Origin of the sequence: Bartonella sp. CL71SXKL (assembly GCF_042194935.1) — a bacterium.
GTDB lineage: Bacteria > Pseudomonadota > Alphaproteobacteria > Rhizobiales > Rhizobiaceae > Bartonella.
Map to the genome: position 1 here is coordinate 70,170 of NZ_JBHINI010000005.1, position 21,609 is coordinate 91,778.

Below are 21,609 nucleotides of genomic sequence, written 5' to 3' on the forward strand. Positions count from 1 at the left end.
AATTTATTCGTCAAGATACTAAAAGAAATCTATCACAAGTTATCGTATAAATTTTATTGCAGAAATAACGTATTTTTCAATTTACATGCTTTCTTAAAAAGATATTCTGAGCACCTAAACCGATTTCACGACAGCACCCGTGAATGTATAACAAAAGTTCCCGTGAATAATATAAAACTCATAGAACAACCATTTTTACGCTTAACGAAAGGTGTCAACTGATACCATCTTATTTTCCGGCTCCCAATGTTATATCAATCCTAGTTTTGAAAGAGAACATAGAAAGCTAAAAAACAGTATGAGAGCGTTAGTTTACACCTTTTATTCAAATAAACTTGCACTTTTTATTTTATGAAAATGATAATAATCAATGGTTTCTATATGATCCTATTCGCAAAGTATTTTACATATGCCATTACAGGCCCCATCACGAAATGAGCTTGAGGGTATTAAGAGAAGTTCCTTTAAATACAAGATATTAATAAATCTAAAATTTCAAATAGATTAAGCCAATAGAACACAATAAAATTTAAATACGATTACCATACCACTTTATACAATTTTAATCCACTTTTATGAACTTCGCTCTTTACAATTGAATATCGGTAGATTTAGCAAGTATTTTTGCTTTTTATTCAGACAAAACTATCGTAAGCAAAAGCGCTTATTCATAATCTTTATTTTTATGAAACGATAATCTAATACTGCTTTTCACACAAGCATCATAATTATATTCCCCTACCCTCATATTGCATCTATTCTTGCACTTAAATAACCCATTAAGAGGATTATGTACTCTTTCTTAAATACTCCCTATCACACTCTTCTCATGACATGCAAATAAATGATCATCAATAAAATTAAAACTTTAGCAAATAAAATTTTAATTTTATGAAAAGAAAGATCATTGAAAAAACTTACTTTTAAGATTCTTAAGTATAGATTTCATTCACTCAAAAAATTAAAGAGTTATCATTTCTTCTTGGAACGTGTCGCAAAAGGATTATCAGAGGCTCGTAATGATATGCGAACGGGTATACCAGACATATCAAATGTTTCACGTAACCCATTGACAAGATAACGCAAATACGACTGTGGCATACTTTTGGGACGCGAGCAAGAAATCATAAATCCAGGAGGACGTGTCTTAACCTGTGTGATGTATTTAACCTTAAGTCGACGTCCAGAAACCGCAGGAGGTGGATGATGTGCCACAACAGTTCCAAGCCATTGGTTCAATTTAGCCGTCGAAATGCGACGATTCCATACACGGTGCATCATCATGACATTTTCCATCAGTTTATCAATCCCTTGACCATATTGTCCTGATAAAGGAACGGCTCTCAAACCACGAACTTGAGGAAGAAATCGAGCACATTTTTCATGCAAATCAATCAATGTAGTCTGACTGTTTTCAATAAGGTCCCACTTATTGAAAGCAATAACTGGAACACGCCCTTCACGAATCACAAGATCAGCAATTTGTAAATCCTGCTTTTCAAAAGGTATCGTTGCATCAAAAACAATGACCACCACTTCTGCAAAACGAATAGCACGCAAAGTATCTGCAACAGATAGTTTTTCTAATTTTTCTTGAATTCTCGATTTTCGACGTAAACCCGCAGTATCAAAAAGTTTAATATGACGACCACGCCATTCCCAATCTACAGAAATAGAATCACGCGTGAGTCCTGCTTCTGGTCCTGTTAACAATCGCTCTTGTTTCAACATACTATTAATAAGAGTGGATTTTCCTGTATTGGGACGCCCCGCAATCGCAATCCTAATGGGCTTACTTTCATCGTAAATAAGCTCCTCTTCTTCCAAATCCTTTACATCATCACCAACAGATGCAGGCTGTATCATCCTATTTTCTTCTTTGTTGTTGCCAAAAGCATGCTCTGACCCAACAGCATCTATAATTGCATCACGCAGATCACTAAGTCCCAAACCATGTTCAGCCGATATTGGGCACGGCTCTCCCAAACCTAATGACCACGCCTCATACTCTCCTCCTGTTGCCGCTCTTGACTCAGACTTATTGGCAACAAGCACAATTGGCTTTCCTGATTTGCGAACCAATGAAGAAAAATTTAAATCACTTGGTGTTATTCCGCTCTTTGCATCAAATACAAATAAAATAAGATCCGCTTCATCAATTGCAACTTTTGTATGAGAACGCATACGCCCCTCGAGTGTATGATCACCTGCTTCTTCCAGCCCAGCCGTATCAATCACATCAAAACGTAGATCTTGAAGTTTTGCCGCATGAATACGCCGATCACGTGTTACACCAGGCTTATCATCAACCAAAGCCAATTTTTGCCCAACCAAACGATTAAATAGTGTCGACTTCCCAACATTGGGACGACCAATGATAGCAATGGTAAGGCTCATCGATTTATTCCTTATTTGCCTTGCCCTCAGCTTGTATAAGCTCAAGCATCATTCGAGCCCGATCTGTTATTTTTGAACCCAAAGCACCTTCTTCAGAATTTTTTTTAAAATAATAAACCGCCTCATCCATTTTATCCGCCTTATAGGCAGCTAAGCCTAAAGCTTCTCTTGCAGACATACGCATAGGATCGGTATCACTTGCCATATCTTTGATGCGCTTTTCAACATCAGCTAATGTCCCTGTATCAACCAGAATATAAGCCGCCCGAATTTTTGCAACTTTCTGCAAAATCTGCGGTGCTTTCTCATCCGCTGCAATAGAATCAAAGATCTCCACTGACTTAATAATATCACCTTTCTCCATGAGTAAAGAAGCCTCACGTAAACGAGCAAGAAAAGGATACCCCCCAAAATGAGAGGTTTTAACAGTTTCTAATTGCTTTATCGCTTTATCAAAATCACGTGTATTCGCAAGATCAAGACTCTTTACAAATGCATCACCAATATAACCAGCTTTCTTTATTTGCGTATGATGATAAACTTGATAAGCAACTATCATGAATATAAAAAGAATAACTGCTCCAATAATTGAAAAACCATACCGTCTCCAAAAAGCAAGCGCCTTTTCCTGACGAAATTCTGCATTCACTTCAGCAATAAAACTATCATACGACATATATCATACCTTGAAAAAAGTTACTTTATCTGTGCTTTTACGCATAAATGGATAAAGATGGTAGCCCTAATTAACTAAAAATCTTTAAATTGCTCGTTTATTTATTTTAAATCAACATGTAGCCAATTCAATCGGATTTTTGCAACAGTCTTAATCGAAAATGATATAAGCACCCTGTTTGTACATATTACAGCTTTTACATATATTGAGTCTTATGAAAAATTCACTGCCTTAATATTTATCATGATTGCCTATCATCTCAAGCAGATTTTCTCCCCATTATATAGCGAGATAATCTTTTAAAGTCTTCAACCGCAATCGTTGGTTGTATTGGATTATAGAATTATAATAGAAAAACCACTTCTTGAAAAAAGGTAAATTTCCATGAAAGTCCCTTAAAACCCAATAAATAAATTTTTATTTGTATCAAAAATACCGAAGCGCCATGATTAAAGTGTGGTATAATTCCAAATCTTCAGTTAAAGCTCTTTATATAAAGTGTATCCCTTCAACTTATCTTCATACGATTAACAACCTTTTGTAATTGATCCTTAAAGTTTCTAAAAATATCCTATTGTAAGGGCCAAACCCACATAAGCATTGGAACAGCAATAATAACGATCAACACCGCCAATGGAGCACCCAAACGTGGATAATCACTAAAACGATATCCTCCTGGCGCCATCACGAGCATATTACTTTGATGTCCAATAGGTGTAAGAAACTCACATCCCGCACCAATTGCAACAGCCATCAAAAAAGCTTCAGGCTTATAATGAAGGGAATGAGCAAAACTTGACGCAATTGGTGCTACCATCATCACTGTTGCTGCATTATTCAAAAATGGCGTAACCAACATAGCTGTCACCAACATAAGCGCTAAAGCACCAGATGGCGGGAAAAATATTGCCAATTGGCTCAGCCATTGACCAATGAGATCCGTACATCCTGTTTTCTCTAACGCTTCACTCACTGGAATAAGAGCCGCTAATAGTACGAGTATTGGACCATCTAATGCCTGATACAGATCACGCGCGGGCAAAACACGAAAGATCACCATTGCTGCAGCAGCAGAAAAGAAAGAAAAAGCAACTGGAACAATATGAAAAGCTGTAAAAATAATTGCTATAAATAAAACAGCTAAAGAGATGAAACCATGTCGTAAATTTCCAAACACAATATTTCGTTTTGCTAGGGGCAAGCATTTCAATTCTCTTAATAAATTGGGAATAATTGCATCCTGTCCTTGCAAAACAATCACATCTCCAAGATGGAAAATAATATCATCAAGTCTTCCCCGCACCCTTTCATGTTGACGACTTAACGCAAGTAAATTTACATTATAGCGATCAAATAGGGAAAACTCTTTCGCACTAATACCAATAAGAGGTGAATTATGGGTAATGACTGCTTCAATAATATCAATGTCACTGTCCTTATCACCTGCAGCAATAGTTCGCCCCTTAGAAAACTCTAAACGAGCAGAGTTCATCACGCTATCTAACCCTGTATGTGACCCTTCCAGCAAAATAATATCATTTTCAGACAAAACAAAATCTGGTAATGGTGAAATAGATACTTTGTTTCTGATAATTTGAATTACCATCACATCACCACTTGATGGCTTAACCAAATCAACAATATTTTTCCCCACAATCGGTGAATTTATTGGAATATGCACTTCTGCAACATAATTACGGATATCAATGGCATCATCAAATGATACACCTGAACGCACACGCACAGGCAAAAGCCAATAAAAACAGACCAAATATACAACACCAGCCGTCGCAATAACCGCACCAACTGGTGTAAAATCAAACATAGTAAAAGGTGTTCCTGCTAAACGTTCTTGCATCGCTGAAATAACAACATTAGGAGATGTTCCTATCTGTGTCATAAGCCCTCCCAACAAAGAACCAAAGGCCATGGGCATCAAAAAGACAGAAGGAGAAACCTGAGAACGACGTGCAAACTGAAAAGCTATCGGAAGCATAATCGCCAAAGCACCAATGTTTTTAACAAACATTGATAATACGACAACAGAAAGAACCAAAAAAGCTAATTGAAGACGCACCGATTTCACATCTGGCCATATCCGTTGAATAATAAATTCCATTATACCAGAGCGAGATACAGCAGTACTGACAACAAACACACTCCCCACGATAATAACGATATCATTACTAAAACCGCTAAACGCTTCCTTCGGGCTAACAAGACCAAGGGCACAAGCTATTAATAATGTACAAATAGCAACAAGATCATAACGAAATCGATCCCAAATAAAAACAACCATCATGAGACCAATGATCGAAAAGGCCATTATTTGATTTTCTGTCATAACACTCACTTCTCCCCATTAAATTAATGAACAAAAACATATCTTTTATGTTTTAAATATTCCTATAAACAGCAGCAAGATAAAAGCAGACATCGGAATATTTTAGGATAATTTTAAAGTGATAAAAAATTATGATGCGCATAAACTCACCTCTCCTTATTATGCGTGCTTTTCTATAAAGTGCTGAACCCAAAGAAAATTGATAAAAGTTGATAAAGCTATATTGCAAAAAAGATGAGAATAACTCTAATATAGAGCGTAGATAATTGTTGAAACTGGTACACGCTATATTTAAACCTTTGTCGTTGCTTAAAAGAATTTATCTTCACTCTCAATTCACAGAGTGATAAAAATGAAAGAAGAAAGAATGGTCAATCTTAATAGTGGGTATCAAAGTAACCTCAGATATTGGCTCACTTGCATTATTGGATTTGTTGCTATCTTGGCAATTATAATTGTTGGTGGATTTTATATCGCAAAACCCTATCTTGACAGTTTTGTAAGACAAGAAATAGCCCGTCGTGCCATAAAAGCCGAAACATCTGAAGTAAGCATTCTAGGTAAAGTCAACTTGAAGAATGTGACATTACCCGTTCCAGCTGGTACATCACTTAAAATTGGTGCCATTTCTGCCCGTCCTCCTCTTTCCTTTATTCCCGGAACTTTTACATTTTATAATGTTGATTTAAAGCATAATAATATTCATGTGCAAATTCCCCAAATTTCTCTTCGGAGTGTATCCCTAAAAGAAAAAGATAGAACGATAACATCACGTCTTTTACAATCAATGATGCGTATTGAGCTTTCCTCAATTATTGCTCCCAATATACAACTTTCTATAGAAAATAAAAATAACCAAACAGAAACGGTTGAAATCAAGAATTTCCAGCTTTCTGATTTTAGAAATAACCATATCCGTTCAGTTAGTATCAAAAATATGGATCTTAAAACGGTCGTAGCAAATGGTGCCAAACAGATGCAACTTATGGCTAAAAGTGATACAATAAAAGCCCATGATATCGACATCAACTATGCCTATTCTATCATTTTTGGAAAAAACAATGCTCTCAATCAAGGTAAAACCGTTACTGGCCCCATTTCTCTGAATAATATAAGTGTTGATATTTTTGAAGAAGCAGAAAAAAATAGCTCTTTCTTCCTTGGGCAGTTTAAAACATCTGGTTTAAAGATGAAACCGCTTGAACAAACTCCTGAAAAATTAATCAAAGCTTATCTTAATGCAAGAAAAGAGAATAATAAAATCGCTGAAAAAGTTGCACAAAATGGTCTTCTTCTAAACATACTGCTCGCCATTACCTCAGCGGATGCCAAAGTTGATAATATCACCGTTGATATACCGCAGTTGAAAGCAACGCTCGAATCATTCCAATTCAAACCAAGTTTGTGGAAACAACCTATCCCTAAAAAGCTTTTTCTTTCTCTCAACAACCTTTCCATTCTACCTAAAAAAATGAATGAAAAAGACTTAGAGTTTTTTAAAAATCTGAACTTTGAGCGCTTTAATGTTTCAGGAAAAGTTGATATTTCTTACGATGAAAAAAAACGTATGCTCTTTCTTGATACAATGTCTTTCAATATGAAAGACGTTGGATCTGGAGATATATCGGCTAAGGTTATTGATGTTGATGAAAAGCTTTTTTCTGGTCAGAAAAATATAATGATTGCTGCGTCTCAAGATCTTGGCATCAATGAAATTGATATACAATATACTGATGCAGGTTTCATTGATAAGCTTTTTTCTTATCTTGCGCAAAATCTTAATGACAGCCAACATGATCTTAAAAAGGAACTTTATGACGATTTCTATCTAATGATGACGCAGACCCCAAAAATTCTGCTAAAAAATCATGACGAAGCAGAAAAAATTTCAAAATCCTTAGGAGAATTTGCTAAAAATCCACAAACATTGATCGTGAAAATTAAAGCAAAAGATAATAAAGGTCTCGCAATAGTTGATCTCGAATCTGCTCTACAAAATGATCTATCCAAGGCTTTAAGCAAAGTACATCTTACTATTAAAAATGAAGCATCGCCTTAAACATTTTGTGCTTTAAACATGATGATCTTGTCTATAAATTAAGAACTTTATTCCTCTTTTTTCTTTTATATGATACAGAAGGTATCATACAGAGTTATTTATACAGAGAATATAGAATCTAAAATTGTCGATGCTTGGAGTTGTTCATGTCTGGTTTATCTTCAAATCGCCTGCCTAATCGCGCTTCTCGTGTCACCAATCAAGCGCTTTCTGCTATCGAGCGTTTTCTCCATATTGAAGCTCTTAGTGGTGTTGTTCTTTTATTAGCTGCTGCTTCTGCACTTATTTTTGCCAATTCTAAATATGCAGCTTTCTATGAATCTTTTTGGCATACACCTCTTGGCTTTAATTTGGGTCATTTCACTCTTTCATGGGATTTACATTTCTGGGTTAATGATGCCCTTATGACTATTTTCTTTCTCGTCGCAGGAATGGAAATTCGACGAGAAATTCATGAAGGTGCTCTTGCCGATTTTAAACAAGCAATCTTACCAATTGTTGCTGCAATAGGGGGCGTTTGTGTTCCTGCAATTATTTACTTTATCTTCAATTTTAACGAGGGACATATGCGCGGTTGGGCTGTGCCAACAGCAACAGATATTGCCTTTGCTCTAGGTATTCTAGCTCTTCTCGGAAAAAAAATTCCTTCTAATCTTCATATTATTCTTCTATCATTAGCGATTATTGACGATATTATCGCTGTTCTTATTATTGCTTTTTTCTACTCAACAAACATTGATCCTAGCGGTTTAATGATTGCAGGAGCGGGTATTGCTTTGGTACTATTTTTTCAGTGGATCGGGCTTGCATCAGCATGGCTTTACATTTTACCTGGTGCAATCATTTGGTGGGGTTTAATGGCAACAGGCGTTCACCCATCGCTTGCTGGCGTAATCTTAGGGATGATGACTCCCGTTCTTCCTACCCGTACTCTTGTAGCGCCACTCACCATGCTCAGTAACGCTATGCAAATTCTTCAAGAAAAAAATACAAAAACAGATCTGCATCATATTTCAACAGCATTAAAAAAGATGCGCAAAGGACAACGGGCCATGATTGCCCCAGTAACTCGTGTTCAAAAAGCATTGCATCCATGGGTTGCATACGTTATCATGCCAGTTTTTGCCTTCGCAAATGCAGGAGTAAGTTTTGCAAACTTTGATCTTTCTTCTGACAAATCATTCTTGATTGTTCTGGGTGTTGTCATTGGTCTTTTCATCGGTAAGCCTCTTGGTATTATCACTGCCAGTTATATAGCTGTAAAATCAGGACTATGCCGCCTACCCCCTCATATGACCTGGACAGGTGTTTTACTCATTGGTTTTTTAGCAGGAATTGGCTTTACAATGTCTATCTTTGTTTCAATGCTCGCTTTTAAAGATATTATTCTGCTTGATGCGGCAAAAATTGGGGTCCTTTGTGGCTCTGGTTTATCTGCCCTTATAGGTCTGGGATATGGATTTATTTATATTAAGCGCAATAAAGGAATTTCTCATAGTTCCTAACAAACTAACTGAAAATACATTTTTATGCAGAAATTCTAAAAAGTAATTTTGCCCATTTGTTCGATTCAGACGATATTTAATGTAAAATCCGTTGTCTCGCCTCATCTTTACACTTATGAAGGAGAAAACTAACGTCATCATACTATTTACTAGCCTCTAATGTTGCAACAACCTTTGACACTCGAGAGGAATCATAAGAGATATTTTTATTCCTTTCTTCAATAATCTTTTACTCATGTACCAGCTCCACTCATGATATACACAGAAATGGTTTTAATTGTTTCAATAAAGGCTTCGTGGTTTCAGAAAAGCTGTTTTTTATTGGGACTATGATTCACTATAAAGAAGAATTTAATTATTATAAATCAATATCTTATGTTTAATAATAAGAAAAAGATAAGAATAAGCAAAGTTCAATAATCAGTTAAGTAATTCCATGGCTTATTTTTCCCAATAAACCACCCTCCTCGTTATTGATTTTATTGCCGGTATTCTAAACAACTTTAATTTTTATCTTCTTAAAAGCACATTATTTTTGGATAAAAATATTCCCGTTTTTTATCATCGACACATCACTTGTCTCACTCCATGAAAGAATTAAACTTGAAGCATGCTTCCATAGGAAGCACTCTAGTTTATGTAATTAACTCGCGGGAAAAAAGAAAACCCTAGTCATTTAGACTATTCTAAAACATATGATTGGTGGAAAAATAGAGCATGTATATCGTTGTTCTCCCCTTTTCCCGCTCTTATTTGATATTTATTTTCTTTTTGTTTAAAGAGCTCGCTCTATATTTCTTGATACCATAAAATACTCTTCACAGATAATTTAAAAAGCAATATTTCCGAGACTTTCGAATTTATACAACGCCACATAAAATACAAAAAGAGTAAAATAATATGGCTATATTTCTCACAAGAAGAGTTTTGCTTACAAAGACCACCATTTGCAAAATATGTAAACACGATAAAGAAACTAGCACGATATACTGAAAAAACGGAAGAATGTATTTCATGCGTGGTTGGCAGTATGACACAGAAAATACTTATAATAAAGTAGTTAAAGGAAGAAAGTTAACCTAAAGAACATATGGAGGTATCAAAAACTTTGAAAATCTTAATTATAATTCAAAAAAGAGAAATAGACATGAAAAAAATTTAATTAATAAAAGCAACACACTTGTAACATTATCATTAATTTTGATCTATAGTTACATAATTTTATGAAAAGTACTTCTGAAGAAGCTATAAACGCATAAGATATAGTAATTTTATAACGTATAGCGTAAATATAAATATTGTCTATAGAGATAGATTTTTTTATTGCCTCATAATATGGAAAAAATTAACTTTTCAAGATACACATAAAGTCATAAACAATCATTTGAAGATAAACTAAACATCTATAGAAAATACATCACCAATTTTACTTTTGGTAATTCCATCACTAATCTAATGAGCTCTAATTTCTCTAAGATTTATAATATTAAATCTGTATTGACGGGGCTGTCCCTCATGCAACATGCATCTTTTGAATAAACACTGCGCACTGCTCCTTATTCCATTAAGGCTTATCGTAAAGACTTCTCCATCCCTCTCTATAGGCTCTAAAACGTTTATAGACGGCATATTTTTTATCCCTTCTTAAACAGTTTTTTACCCAAACATCTTTCTCTTGTAATGTATAAGTGACCATTTTTAAATTCATCATGAACAAGTTTAAAATGAGAGAGTTTTGCTGTATTAAATATTCTATTTAAGTTAAAAATATAAATTGTTCTTAACAAAAATTATTAACATATATTAAAGCTTTATGTTATTGAAACTTTATTGAAACTAAAAAATACTTATCCCTTATCAAGAGCATAAACAGCATGTAATGTTCTAACCGCAAGTTCAGTGTAAGCACTATCAATCAAAATAGAAATTTTAATTTCTGAAGTCGTAATTGCTTGAATGTTAATACCCTTTTCAGCCAAAGCCTTAAATGCTGTAGCGGCAACACCTGCATGGCTACGCATTCCAATACCAATCACAGATACCTTGGCGAGATCGCCTTCAAATTGGAGAACATCAAATCCAATTTCTTTGCGATTCTTCTCAAGAAGTGTAACGGCTTTTTCTACATCTGATGATGGTACAGTAAAAGTCATATCAGTTTTTGAGCCATCTTCAGAAATATTTTGCACAATCATATCAACATTAATGCGTTCTTCAGCCAAGGGACCAAAAATTGCTGCCGAAATCCCTGGACGATCGGCAAGCCGACGAAGGGAAATTTGTGCTTCATCTTTGGCAAAAGCAATACCAGTAACATTTTGTTGTTCCACAATTTCATCCTCATCGCAAATAAGTGTTCCAGAAGAACTTATTGAATCCTCCATGCCTAACGCATCAGGATCCTCAAAACTTGAACGCACAAAGGTACGAACCTTATGAACCATTGCTAATTCAACAGAACGAACCTGTAAAACCTTTGCACCAAGAGAAGCCATTTCTAGCATTTCTTCAAAAGCTACTTTTGGTAAACGACGCGCTTTCGGTTCTATACGTGGATCCGTTGTATAAACACCATCCACATCCGTATAAATATCACAGCGATCAGCTTGTACAGCAGCGGCTATAGCAACAGCACTTGTATCTGATCCCCCACGCCCTAAGGTAGAAATCCGGTTATCCGGAGCTAACCCCTGAAAACCAGCAATAACGGCAACCTGACCTTCCTGAAAACACTCGATTAAAAAAGATCCATCAATATTAGTAATACGTGCACGGCCATGCGCATTGTCTGTATGAATAGGAATTTGCCAACCAAGCCATGAACGTGCATTCACCCCCATTTCTTGAAGTGTCAAAGCCAACAATCCTGAAGTAACCTGTTCACCAGAAGCAACCACAACATCATATTCACGAGCATCTCTATGCATGGAGGAAGCATCACTCGTCCACTGAACAAGTTCATTTGTTTTACCAGCCATCGCAGATACGACAACGGCAACCTCATTGCCTGCATCAACCTCTCTTTTGACATGCCGTGCAACATTATGAATACATTCAATGTTTGCTACAGATGTTCCACCAAATTTCATGACAATGCGCGCCATTAATAACACTCTTACCTTTACATCTCTTATCTCAAACAGTAATGAGAATTAGATGCTGTATCAACTAACCATTTTCTCGACATAGCGAATATCTATCATTTGTGCAAGTTTCATTATGATTATATTAATTTCTCTTGACTTTGTATAAAATCTACTTGACCTGATCATTAAAAATAAAAGGAAGGCAACATGATCGATGAAACACAAACAACTATTGATCAAAGTGAAATTGATCACTTTTCACGTATTGCTACAGAATGGTGGAATCCACAAGGAAAATTTCGACCTCTTCACCAATTTAACCCAACACGCCTTGCTTACATCAGAGAAAAAATCTGTTTAGAGTTTAATCGTGACCCTTCTTCACTTACGCCCTTTCACAATTTGAAAATTCTTGATATTGGCTGTGGAGGAGGCTTGTTATCTGAACCAATGGCACGTCTTGGTGCTATGGTTGTAGGCGTTGATGCTGCACAAACAAATATTGAAGTCGCAAAAACCCATGCTGCTCAAAATGACCTTTCCATTGATTACCGCACGACGACAGCAGAAGTACTTGCCAATGAAGGAGAAAAATTTGATATTATCCTTAATATGGAAGTTGTTGAACATGTCGCTGACGTTAATCTCTTCATAGCAGCTACAGCAAAAATGTTGAAACCACAAGGGTTGATGTTTGTCTCAACACTCAACCGCACATGGAAAGCATGGGGGCTTGCTATTGTAGGCGCTGAATATATTCTACGTTGGCTTCCTAAAGGAACCCACGATTATAAAAAATTCCTAAAACCTCTAGAACTTAAAAATTTCTTATCAAAAAACGCTCTGACTGTCATTGATGAGATAGGTATTACTTATAACCCTTTAAACGACAGCTGGAATCGCTCAAAAGACATGGGTGTTAACTATCTCCTTCTCGCAAAAAGGTCGTAAGGATATGTAATTTACAAATATTATATGCCTTGTAATAAAGAATTCAGCTTTCCCTCAGCCTCTAAAGCATAAAGATCATCACAACCGCCAACGTGATAATCATCTATGAAAATTTGTGGAAATGTATTACGTCCATTTGCACGCTGTACCATTTCTTGGCGAAGGGATGTGGAAGCATCAATATCTGTATACTTTACGCCTTTTTTATTAAGCAAATCACGTGCTTTTGTACAATAAGGACAGTTAGGGCGTGTATAAATTATTATCTCTTTCATAGTATTATCCTCCAATATTTTTTAATAATATTCACTTTAAATTCCTCTTAAGAAGAGGGAAAAATAGAATCTTCTTTGAGAACACGCGAAAATGTTAGCACATCAACCTGTCGTGCACCTGCATCTTTTAATGCAGCAGCTGCTGCTGTAACTGTTGCACCTGTTGTAAATACATCATCAATCAGCAAAACAGAACATCCTTTGAGATATTTTTTAACTTTATGCGAAACCTTAAAAGCATTTTTTACGTTAAGTTTTCTCTCTCTTGAAGAAAGACTAACCTGCGGACGGGTATGCCGACAACGAACAAGCCAACTCGGTTTTAAAAGCTTTTTTTGTGATGCTGCAATATAACGTGCAAGCTCAGCAGATTGATTATAACGCCTCTCCCAAAAACGACGAAAATGCAATGGAATGGGAATAATAACATCACAATCATCAATAACCTCGCGTCCAGCAAACATCATCCAATTGGCCATAAATAATGCCAATTCTATATGATCACCATATTTTAAGCGCGTTACTAAAGTTCGTGCAAGCCCTTTATGAACAATGACTGAGCGAACACGTGAAAAAGGATGAGTATTACGGAGTGCTTCACCACTAAGAAAACCATCCCCCATATCACAAACAAAAGGAGTCCCCATAACAGGACAATAAGGTTTCGTGATAAATTGAAGGTCTTTCCAACATTCGGAGCAAATCGTACCATAAGTAGAAACATTTTGCTTACATCCAGGACAAATTGGTGGATAAAGCATCGTTTTCAAGCGTTCAACGAACTTACTTAGTATATCCCCGCTATTTAACGCCGCTTCTCGAAAATACAACATTATAAATTTAGGCTTTTACAAGTTTCCCTCAGAACAAAAGTTCCTTTGTATTTCCTCAATTTATAATTTTAATTCCTTTAAAAACTCTTACCTTCTATAAATTTATTTTCTTTCATATTATAAACTTGACAGAGCTTGCACAAATAATGAACCTTTTCAAAATATATTCTTTCATAGATCGAAAGTGTTCCACAATATGTCGCATCCTTTAATTTTTGATCATAACCGCATTGAACAATTCCGAAAACGTGCCTTTCAAAAAGCAAAAAAAGGATGTGACTTTTTACTCTCTCACATGGCAGAAGATCTCTATAAACGCCTTAGCACTGTTGATCGCCTCTTTACATTAGCTCTTGATTTACACAGCCATACAGACCTTGCTGCGCAAGCTTTAATGAAATCTGGAAAAGTTTGTTCCATAGAACGCATTGAAACCGATACGCTTTATCAAAGCCATGATAAAAAATTCTATTTACGTCATCGAGAATTTCTTGATTTACCTCAAAGTTACTGTGACCTTATTGTTTCACTTCTTTCATTACAATTGACCAATGATACCCCTGGTGTTCTAAGCCAGATAAAAAATACCCTTAAACCAGATGGCTTATTTCTTGCTGTTATGGCAGGAGCTGGTACATTAAGAGAATTGCGGGAAAGCCTGCTGCAAGCTGAAAGTGAAATTTATGGTGGAGCAAGCCCTAGGATCTACCCTTTTGCCGACATTCGTGATGCAGGCGCTCTTTTACAGCGTGTTGGCTTTGCCCTGCCTGTAGCAGACGTTGAAGATATCACAATACGTTATAATACAATGTTTGACCTTATGCACGATCTTAAAGCTATGGGAATGCAAAATGCACTCATCAATCGTTCACGACGCCCTGTATCCAAACGTTTTTTTCTCCGCGCAGCTGAAATCTATGCACAACAATTTAGTGATCCTGATGGACGTATTCGTGCACATTTTTCTTTCATCTGGCTCTCTGGTTGGGCTCCTCATCCCAACCAACAAAAACCCCTACAACCTGGTTCAGCGCAAATATCTCTTACAGATGTTTTACAGCCAAAAAAAATATAACCTAAAATTATTTTTTTAAAATACTTTTATCTGTTGTCCGTAATATTTGACTAGTGACCGTTCCAGCTATCATTGAATCGCTCACGTTTAGAGCAGTCCGTCCCATATCAATTAGCGGTTCAATAGAGATAAGTACAGCAACCAAAGTAACAGGAAGCCCCATAATTGGTAACACAATCAATGCAGCGAAAATAGCACCTCCCCCCACACCAGCAACACCAATAGAACTCAATGTTACAACACCAATAAGCGTAGCAATCCAAGTAGGATCAAGAGGATTAATACCCATAGAGGGTGCAATCATGGTCGCAAGCATCGCTGGATAAAGACCAGCACAACCATTTTGTCCAATTGTTGCCCCAAAAGAAGCTGCAAAACTCGCAATGGATTGTGGTACACCTATCCACTGTGTTTGCGCTTCAATATTCAAAGGAATACTTGCAGCACTTGAACGACTGCTAAAAGCAAATGTTAAAACTGGTAAAACCTTTTTGAAAAAACGAAAGGGATTAATCCCAGAAATACCAAGCAATACACCATGAATTCCAAAAATTAAAATAATACCGACATAAGAAGCAATAATAAAAACCAGTAAATTTAAAATATCTGCAATACGCGATATTGCTCCTACTTTCGTCATAAGTGCAAAAATACCATAAGGCGTCAAAGCAATCACAATACGGACTAACCGCATAATCCAAGCTTGTGCCACTTGAATAAATAAAAGCGCTTTTTCTCCTTTTTCTGGCTCATCTTTCTTTAAAAGAAGAACCGATGCACCTAAAAATGACGCAAAAATAACAACACTGATAATTGACGTACGTTTAGCTCCACTCAACTCAGCAAATGGATTTTTAGGAATCATAGACAAAATCATCTTTGGTATATTCATATCTCCAAGTTTAGAAATATGACCTTCAAGAAGAGCAGAAACATTTTGCCCTTCATGCACCAAACCCTCGGTTGTTAATCCAAAAAAATTAACCACAAGCACACCAACCAATGCTGAAAGAGCCGTTGTAAAAAGCAATATTGAAATTGTTATTATACTCATCTTTCCAACAGCATAAACAGAATGTAAATGAGCAACTGCTGAAACGATAGAAATAAAAACCAGTGGCATAACAATCATTTGCAACAATAAAATATAGCCTTCACCGACAATGTTAAACCATTCAACGGATTTCAATAAAGTGCTTTCACCCTCTCCATAAATAAACTGCAAAACACTTCCAAAAATCAAGCCAAGGATAAGCCATAGCATAACACGTAGTGAAAGACTCCATTGCATTTTCTTACTTTGAGAAACCAATAATAAAAAAATAACAAATAGAAATAAATTGACGAAAAAATTAAATGTCATTGTCTATGCTCACTATTATTATGGTTGACATAAATAATCTGCATAATTCAAAATCAATGCATGATATTTAAAATTAATCTATAAAGCTTACAAGGCTTTTACAAAATCATTATTTTTTTAATTTATAGATTAAAAGAGAATTTTTTATCTACTAATAACTGTTTAAAGAAAATAAATAAAATTATTTTCTTATTCTTTAAATTTATGCTCTTATAAAATAGTTAAATAAGAAAAATATAAACAACATTCATTGCATCTTAATACTGAATAATTCCAGCGTATCTTATCCTATAAATGTCCTTACCACTCTCTTTTGCTATTTGAACTGAAGCGAGCTTTCCAAGAAAAGATGAATTAACAATCGAACATTCATGATTTTTCTAGAAAATACACCAACAAGCTACTTCTGCTCATTTTATGGACTGCACTCTCAATAGCTTTGATCAGCACTTCAAGTATAATTATTTTATTGAAAATACCTTTTATACATTCTTTCTTTGCTCTCAATGAAAGCTTTTTTATTTTTCAAAATTCTTTTTATAGTCATAAAAAGGTTTTGAAAGACAACATGTTGATTTATAATTATAATTTACTGTTTGCATATTAAATGAGAGTCCCGAATCACATAAGATTCTCTCATTTCAAACCTGTTTATCTTGAATCAATCAAAATCATTTGCTTGCACGTCACAAGCAGGGCAGGTATGTGGATAAAAAGGTATAAGAAAGGAGTAGAAATACCTCTTATGAAACGTCTTAATGCAAGAGTTGTCAAAACATTGAAGGGCGGAGCTTGAGCAGAAAATATAAATAATATGATTGCTTTTTATAATAGCGCAGTAAAACTTTTAACGATACCTATTCATATGCTGATCGAACAACACGTGCACGTGCTGTAGATAATTTTGTCATTTTAGATACAAAAAAAGATAAGTTGGAGTTATAATATTAAGCAAGGACTAATAAGAGGAAGGTTTTTGAATTTGAAGAGGCATGCCTCACGCAAAGTTCGTATCGCCCTTTTACACGACAATGGCTTTATTATAGTTGTATCTTCAATGATGGAGTTTTCAGATACCACATATATTCCCTATGGTGCCAGTAGTAGAAAATAGAGTAATACAAATTATAGGCATAGGAGCACGAAGCGTTTTTTCTGTGTTGATAGCTAAGAATTTGCCTAATATAGATGCAATAGATACAGGTCAATGCTTTCCACGGTATCTTTATAAAAACGTTGAATCTCTGTAACTGATCGTGATGAGAAACAGTCCCTTTTATTTACAAATTCTACAGAAGAAAACACAACAGCTGGTTTACAGAGGCGTGATGCCATTACGGATGCACTTTAAAGCTGCTTATCCTAGTGAGAGCATAACAAAGGCGGTTACAAATTTCTAGATAATGAAAACAATGGAAAAGACTGAGGGTATATGATTAAAATGAGAGGCTTTAAGCCTACAAATATTATAAATTTTATGAATAGTACAGTTATAAAGCATTAAAAGAAGCTTTAAAGTAAATTTACAATATATGGGAGATAATTAATCGTCTATAATAAATTGCGCTCATACTGATAAAAATTATTCTGCTATAGAAATGTTGTTCTTTTTTGAATTTTTATGCGTATTCAAACACTCATTCGTTACAAGCTCAATCTCTTTATCTCTTTCATCTTTATCAAGAATAATAGTATTTTAATATAATAACCCCTTTGCATACAAATAGTTATTTCTTATCTATGAATAGCTTATAATTTCATATAACCCTATGAAGATAATATTTTTATTTATTAATATTTAATGATGTAATTAACACATTCATTCTATATATTATCATCTTTATTTCTATCTATTTATATAATATATTTCTTTTTTCTATAAAAATAAGCTTGAGTTATACATACATAGATCTATCGGTATTTTTTCTACTGTCTTTTTAGCGCACTGAAAGATTGATATCATAATTTTTGTATAATAAAATGCTCTTTCATATAAGCATCGTATATTGAATTATAATAATTGACTATTAACCGCAAATTATATTTTTTTATCCCTTTTAAAAGTGAAAAATATTATTTTCAGACCTATTCATAAGTAGATGAGCCAAGTGAATAAAAAATGTTTGATAATAAGCTTTATCTCTTATGAACTATCTTTAGTACAAAAGGACAACATTACGATTACGGAAATATCGTGATATTATTGGGTATAAAAATCACACTGCCCAAGAGATTTTTGTATTGTATCCTTTCCGTTATGAGAAATGTTAAAAGCAAGGTAGGATATGCTCTCTAGAGCAAATGAGTGAATGAACCACCACGGTTATATGCATTTTTAAAAAAGTAGGAAGTATCTTTGCTTCAAATTTAATAGGCACATTCTAAAAATAAAGGTTCTACCGACTCATTCCAAATAGAATAGTAATGGGACAAAAATTTTTCAGCATCTGTTTGTCCCATTGCAACAACCTCTTCTAGAGGATTAAGAAAATTTGTTTCATCAAAACCATTCGTATCATACTGTTTGCGATTTTTTAAGCCTTTGCGAGCAATAGCGAGAGATTGACGTGCTAACTCTAAAAGAATAGTTTGACGAAAAGGAGTTCTTAACCCTTCTTTAGGAACGCGTTGGCGCAACTCTAAAACTTCTTCAAAACACCAATCTTTTGTCAAAGCCTCTGCCTCATTAAGTGCTTCCCTATCATAAAGAAGCCCAACCCAAAAAGCCGACAACGCACAAATGCGCTTCCAAGAACCGCAATCAGCTCCCCTCATTTCTAAAAATCTTTTTAAGCGGACTTCAGGAAATAACGTTGATAAGTGATTAATCCAATCTCCCATGTTTGGAATTGAATTTGCAACTTGTCCTTTTAATGCTCCATTCATAAACTGACGAAACGTTATGTGTGTACAATCATAGTAACGACCATCACGCACAACAAAATACATTGGAACATCAAGGGCCCATTCAACATAATCAACAAAACCAAAACGCTCAGAAAATATAAAGGGAAGAACGCCTGTCCTCTGATTATCCGTATTACGCCAAATTTCAGAACGCCACGACAAAAAGCCATTTGGGCGCCCTTCTGTAAAAGGTGAACTTGCAAATAATGCTGTTGCAATGGACTGTAGCTTCATGGACACTTGCATTTTTCGCCGCATATCACTTTCAGATGAAAAATCAAGATTAACCTGAACTGTTGATGTGCGATACATCATATTAAGACCATTATACCCCACTTTAGGCATATAATCAGTCATAATCTGATAACGTGATTTAGGCATTCGCGGCGTTTCAGCTAAAGTCCACTTTGGACTAGCTCCAAGACCTAGAAAACCTATACCCAATGGTTCTGCAATTTTTTTGAGAAGAGTTAAATGCTCCATCAACTCGTAATATGTATGGCCTACTGATTTTAATGGTGCACCAGATAATTCAAATTGTCCCCCAGGTTCCAAAGAAATGGCTCCCTGATCAACGGATCCTACGAGCCCAATAATATTCTCTTCATCTAAAATAGGTTTCCATCCTAAGGCGCTTTGCATCCTCTCTAAAAGCGCTCGGATTCCCCTCTCTCCTTCATAAGGAACAGGGTGAAAACCATCTCTATAAAACGGAAATTTTTCATGTTCTGTACCAATGCGCCAATCATCTTCTGCTTTATACCCCCCTTGGAAATAGCTAACCAAAGAATCTAAGTTATAAATTTCACTTTCATCAGTTATATCAAGCGCCATAACTCATCGTATCCTATAATTGGTATCATCATCTTAAATGAATTGTTTAGAATGATTTTACAGATTTCTCAATCCATTGCCCAATCCCCCACGGTAGCATTAAGAAGAGCCAAAGCAGCAACAGCGGCAGTGTCAGCGCGTAAAATACGCGGACCTAATGATATTGGAACCACAAAAGGATGTTTTTTTAAAAAGCTCCGCTCTTCTTCACTAAAGCCACCTTCCGGTCCAATAAGAATACCAGGTGTTGTAACGTCACGCTTTTTAAAAGAAGCTAATGGATTATGCGATTTATGCTCTTCATCACAAAAGAATAAAGGCTGTGTCTTATCCCACCGTGCTAAAAGTTCTGCTAATGATAGAGCAGAGACGCATTCAGGAAGAGATAAAATTCCACACTGTTCAGAAGCTTCAATAACATTGGCTTCCATACGCGCCATATTGATACGCGTAACCTGCGTATGATGCGTCATAACAGGCTGCAAAATCGACACCCCCATTTCAACAGCTTTCTGCACCATATAATCCAACCGCGCGTTTTTGAGTGGAGAAAAGCAATAAATAAGATTGGAATGCGTCGTTTGTAATCTTTCTTGATGGATAAGCTGAACCACAACAAATTTTTTCTTAATAGCGATAAGTTTAGCAAGCCACTCACCATCCTGTCCATTAAAAAGTAAAATTTCTGCTCCTTCTTTCATACGCAAAACATGCACAAGATAAGAAGCTTGTGCCCCCTCTATCTTTATTTCTTCATTCAAAGCCAATGTCTGTCTGATAAATAATCTTTTAAGTTTATAATTTATGCGCATAAAAATTTTGCCAAAGCTCACTATCGTCATCGAGAAAATGAAGAAAAATATATAGCAAAAAGAAAAAATTATATCTATAGAACTATAATATATTAAAGAATTATAGAGTTTTTTTAGCTTTATGAGATAATAATAGGAACTTATAGATCCTTAAGTGATTCTGCTTTCATAAAAGTTTAAATAATGCACCATTCATCTTTGCATTCAGTCATTGATGCATCCGTGGAGGAAAAATATGTCTGCTAAAAAAGCTACAATTATTACGATTACAACCCTCTTAGCCTTTATTTTGATTACAGTGGGAATTGGTTCTGTTGGAGCAGACGGGAAGCATACAATTACCAAAGATGGCTATGGTATTTCTTCTGCGATTCAATAAGCACTGGCCAACATCCTCCTTAAAATTTTAATGTTTTTTAGCAACTTTTCTGAGATTTGCATCAATATTATGAATCACTTGTATTTGAGAGATTCCATAAGAAGGATTTTTAT

Annotated in this window: 14 protein-coding genes and 1 pseudogene; 6 read left to right on the plus strand and 9 right to left on the minus strand. The window is 35.4% G+C overall.

The features are described 5' to 3' along the window. Positions 1–972 precede the first annotated feature (972 nt). The 3 genes from der to ACFILA_RS04085 form a co-directional block, all read right to left on the minus strand. Positions 973–2,397, minus strand: a complete 1,425-nt coding sequence (der, locus tag ACFILA_RS04075) for a ribosome biogenesis GTPase Der (protein ID WP_273790396.1) — start codon at positions 2,395–2,397, stop codon at positions 973–975. 4 nt (positions 2,398–2,401) lie between these two features. Next, positions 2,402–3,073 carry a tetratricopeptide repeat protein gene (locus ACFILA_RS04080; protein WP_273790395.1) on the minus strand — a complete coding sequence of 224 codons (672 nt, stop codon included), beginning with the start codon at positions 3,071–3,073 and terminating at the stop codon, positions 2,402–2,404. Between the two features lie 571 nt (positions 3,074–3,644). Then, a complete protein-coding gene (locus ACFILA_RS04085; protein ID WP_375660708.1) occupies positions 3,645–5,417 on the minus strand; it encodes an SLC13 family permease in 1,773 nt (590 codons plus the stop codon). 352 nt (positions 5,418–5,769) lie between these two features. On the opposite strand from ACFILA_RS04085, the gene ACFILA_RS04090 reads away from it, so the two are divergent. Continuing rightward, entirely contained in the window at positions 5,770–7,476 is a 1,707-nt protein-coding gene (locus tag ACFILA_RS04090; RefSeq protein WP_375637514.1) for a hypothetical protein, read from the plus strand. 146 nt (positions 7,477–7,622) lie between these two features. Further along, on the plus strand, positions 7,623–8,981 hold the full coding sequence (gene nhaA / locus ACFILA_RS04095) for a Na+/H+ antiporter NhaA (RefSeq protein WP_273790392.1): 1,359 nt from the start codon (positions 7,623–7,625) through the stop codon (positions 8,979–8,981). 1,847 nt (positions 8,982–10,828) lie between these two features. On the opposite strand, the gene ACFILA_RS04100 is transcribed toward nhaA, so the two are convergent. Beyond that, positions 10,829–12,085, minus strand: coding sequence for an aspartate kinase (locus ACFILA_RS04100; RefSeq protein WP_375660709.1), 1,257 nt, complete (start codon positions 12,083–12,085; stop codon positions 10,829–10,831). Positions 12,086–12,274: 189 nt separating this feature from the next. Between ACFILA_RS04100 and ubiG the strand changes: the two genes are divergently transcribed. Next, entirely contained in the window at positions 12,275–13,018 is a 744-nt protein-coding gene (gene ubiG, locus ACFILA_RS04105) for a bifunctional 2-polyprenyl-6-hydroxyphenol methylase/3-demethylubiquinol 3-O-methyltransferase UbiG (protein WP_273790390.1), read from the plus strand. A gap of 20 nt (positions 13,019–13,038) precedes the next feature. Here the strand turns inward: ubiG and grxC are convergent, their stop codons facing one another. Both grxC and ACFILA_RS04115 read right to left on the minus strand, forming a co-directional pair. Continuing rightward, positions 13,039–13,293, minus strand: coding sequence for a glutaredoxin 3 (gene grxC / locus ACFILA_RS04110; protein ID WP_273790389.1), 255 nt, complete (start codon positions 13,291–13,293; stop codon positions 13,039–13,041). Positions 13,294–13,340: 47 nt separating this feature from the next. Next, positions 13,341–14,126, minus strand: coding sequence for a ComF family protein (locus ACFILA_RS04115; RefSeq protein WP_375660710.1), 786 nt, complete (start codon positions 14,124–14,126; stop codon positions 13,341–13,343). A gap of 196 nt (positions 14,127–14,322) precedes the next feature. On the opposite strand from ACFILA_RS04115, the gene ACFILA_RS04120 reads away from it, so the two are divergent. Further along, the gene (locus tag ACFILA_RS04120) at positions 14,323–15,201 is read left to right on the plus strand and encodes a methyltransferase (RefSeq protein WP_375631010.1); all 879 of its coding nucleotides are present in this window, start codon (positions 14,323–14,325) and stop codon (positions 15,199–15,201) included. Positions 15,202–15,208: 7 nt separating this feature from the next. Here ACFILA_RS04120 and ACFILA_RS04125 read toward each other — a convergent pair whose 3' ends face one another. Further along, positions 15,209–16,564: an L-cystine transporter gene (locus tag ACFILA_RS04125; protein WP_375637515.1), complete on the minus strand. Its 1,356-nt coding sequence runs from the start codon at positions 16,562–16,564 to the stop codon at positions 15,209–15,211. A 796-nt stretch (positions 16,565–17,360) separates the two neighbouring features. On the opposite strand from ACFILA_RS04125, the pseudogene ACFILA_RS04130 reads away from it, so the two are divergent. Beyond that, a pseudogene (locus tag ACFILA_RS04130) lies at positions 17,361–17,946 on the plus strand (type ISP restriction/modification enzyme); the annotation flags it as partial. 985 nt (positions 17,947–18,931) lie between these two features. Here the strand turns inward: ACFILA_RS04130 and ACFILA_RS04135 are convergent. Together ACFILA_RS04135 and ACFILA_RS04140 are read right to left on the minus strand one after the other, a co-directional pair. Then, positions 18,932–20,305: a glutamate--cysteine ligase gene (locus tag ACFILA_RS04135; protein ID WP_273790385.1), complete on the minus strand. Its 1,374-nt coding sequence runs from the start codon at positions 20,303–20,305 to the stop codon at positions 18,932–18,934. 68 nt (positions 20,306–20,373) lie between these two features. Beyond that, complete coding sequence (locus tag ACFILA_RS04140; RefSeq protein WP_375631008.1) at positions 20,374–21,117, minus strand: 16S rRNA (uracil(1498)-N(3))-methyltransferase; 744 nt, start codon at positions 21,115–21,117, stop codon at positions 20,374–20,376. Positions 21,118–21,352: 235 nt separating this feature from the next. On the opposite strand from ACFILA_RS04140, the gene ACFILA_RS04145 reads away from it, so the two are divergent. Further along, entirely contained in the window at positions 21,353–21,496 is a 144-nt protein-coding gene (locus tag ACFILA_RS04145) for a hypothetical protein (RefSeq protein ID WP_273790383.1), read from the plus strand. Positions 21,497–21,609 lie beyond the last annotated feature (113 nt).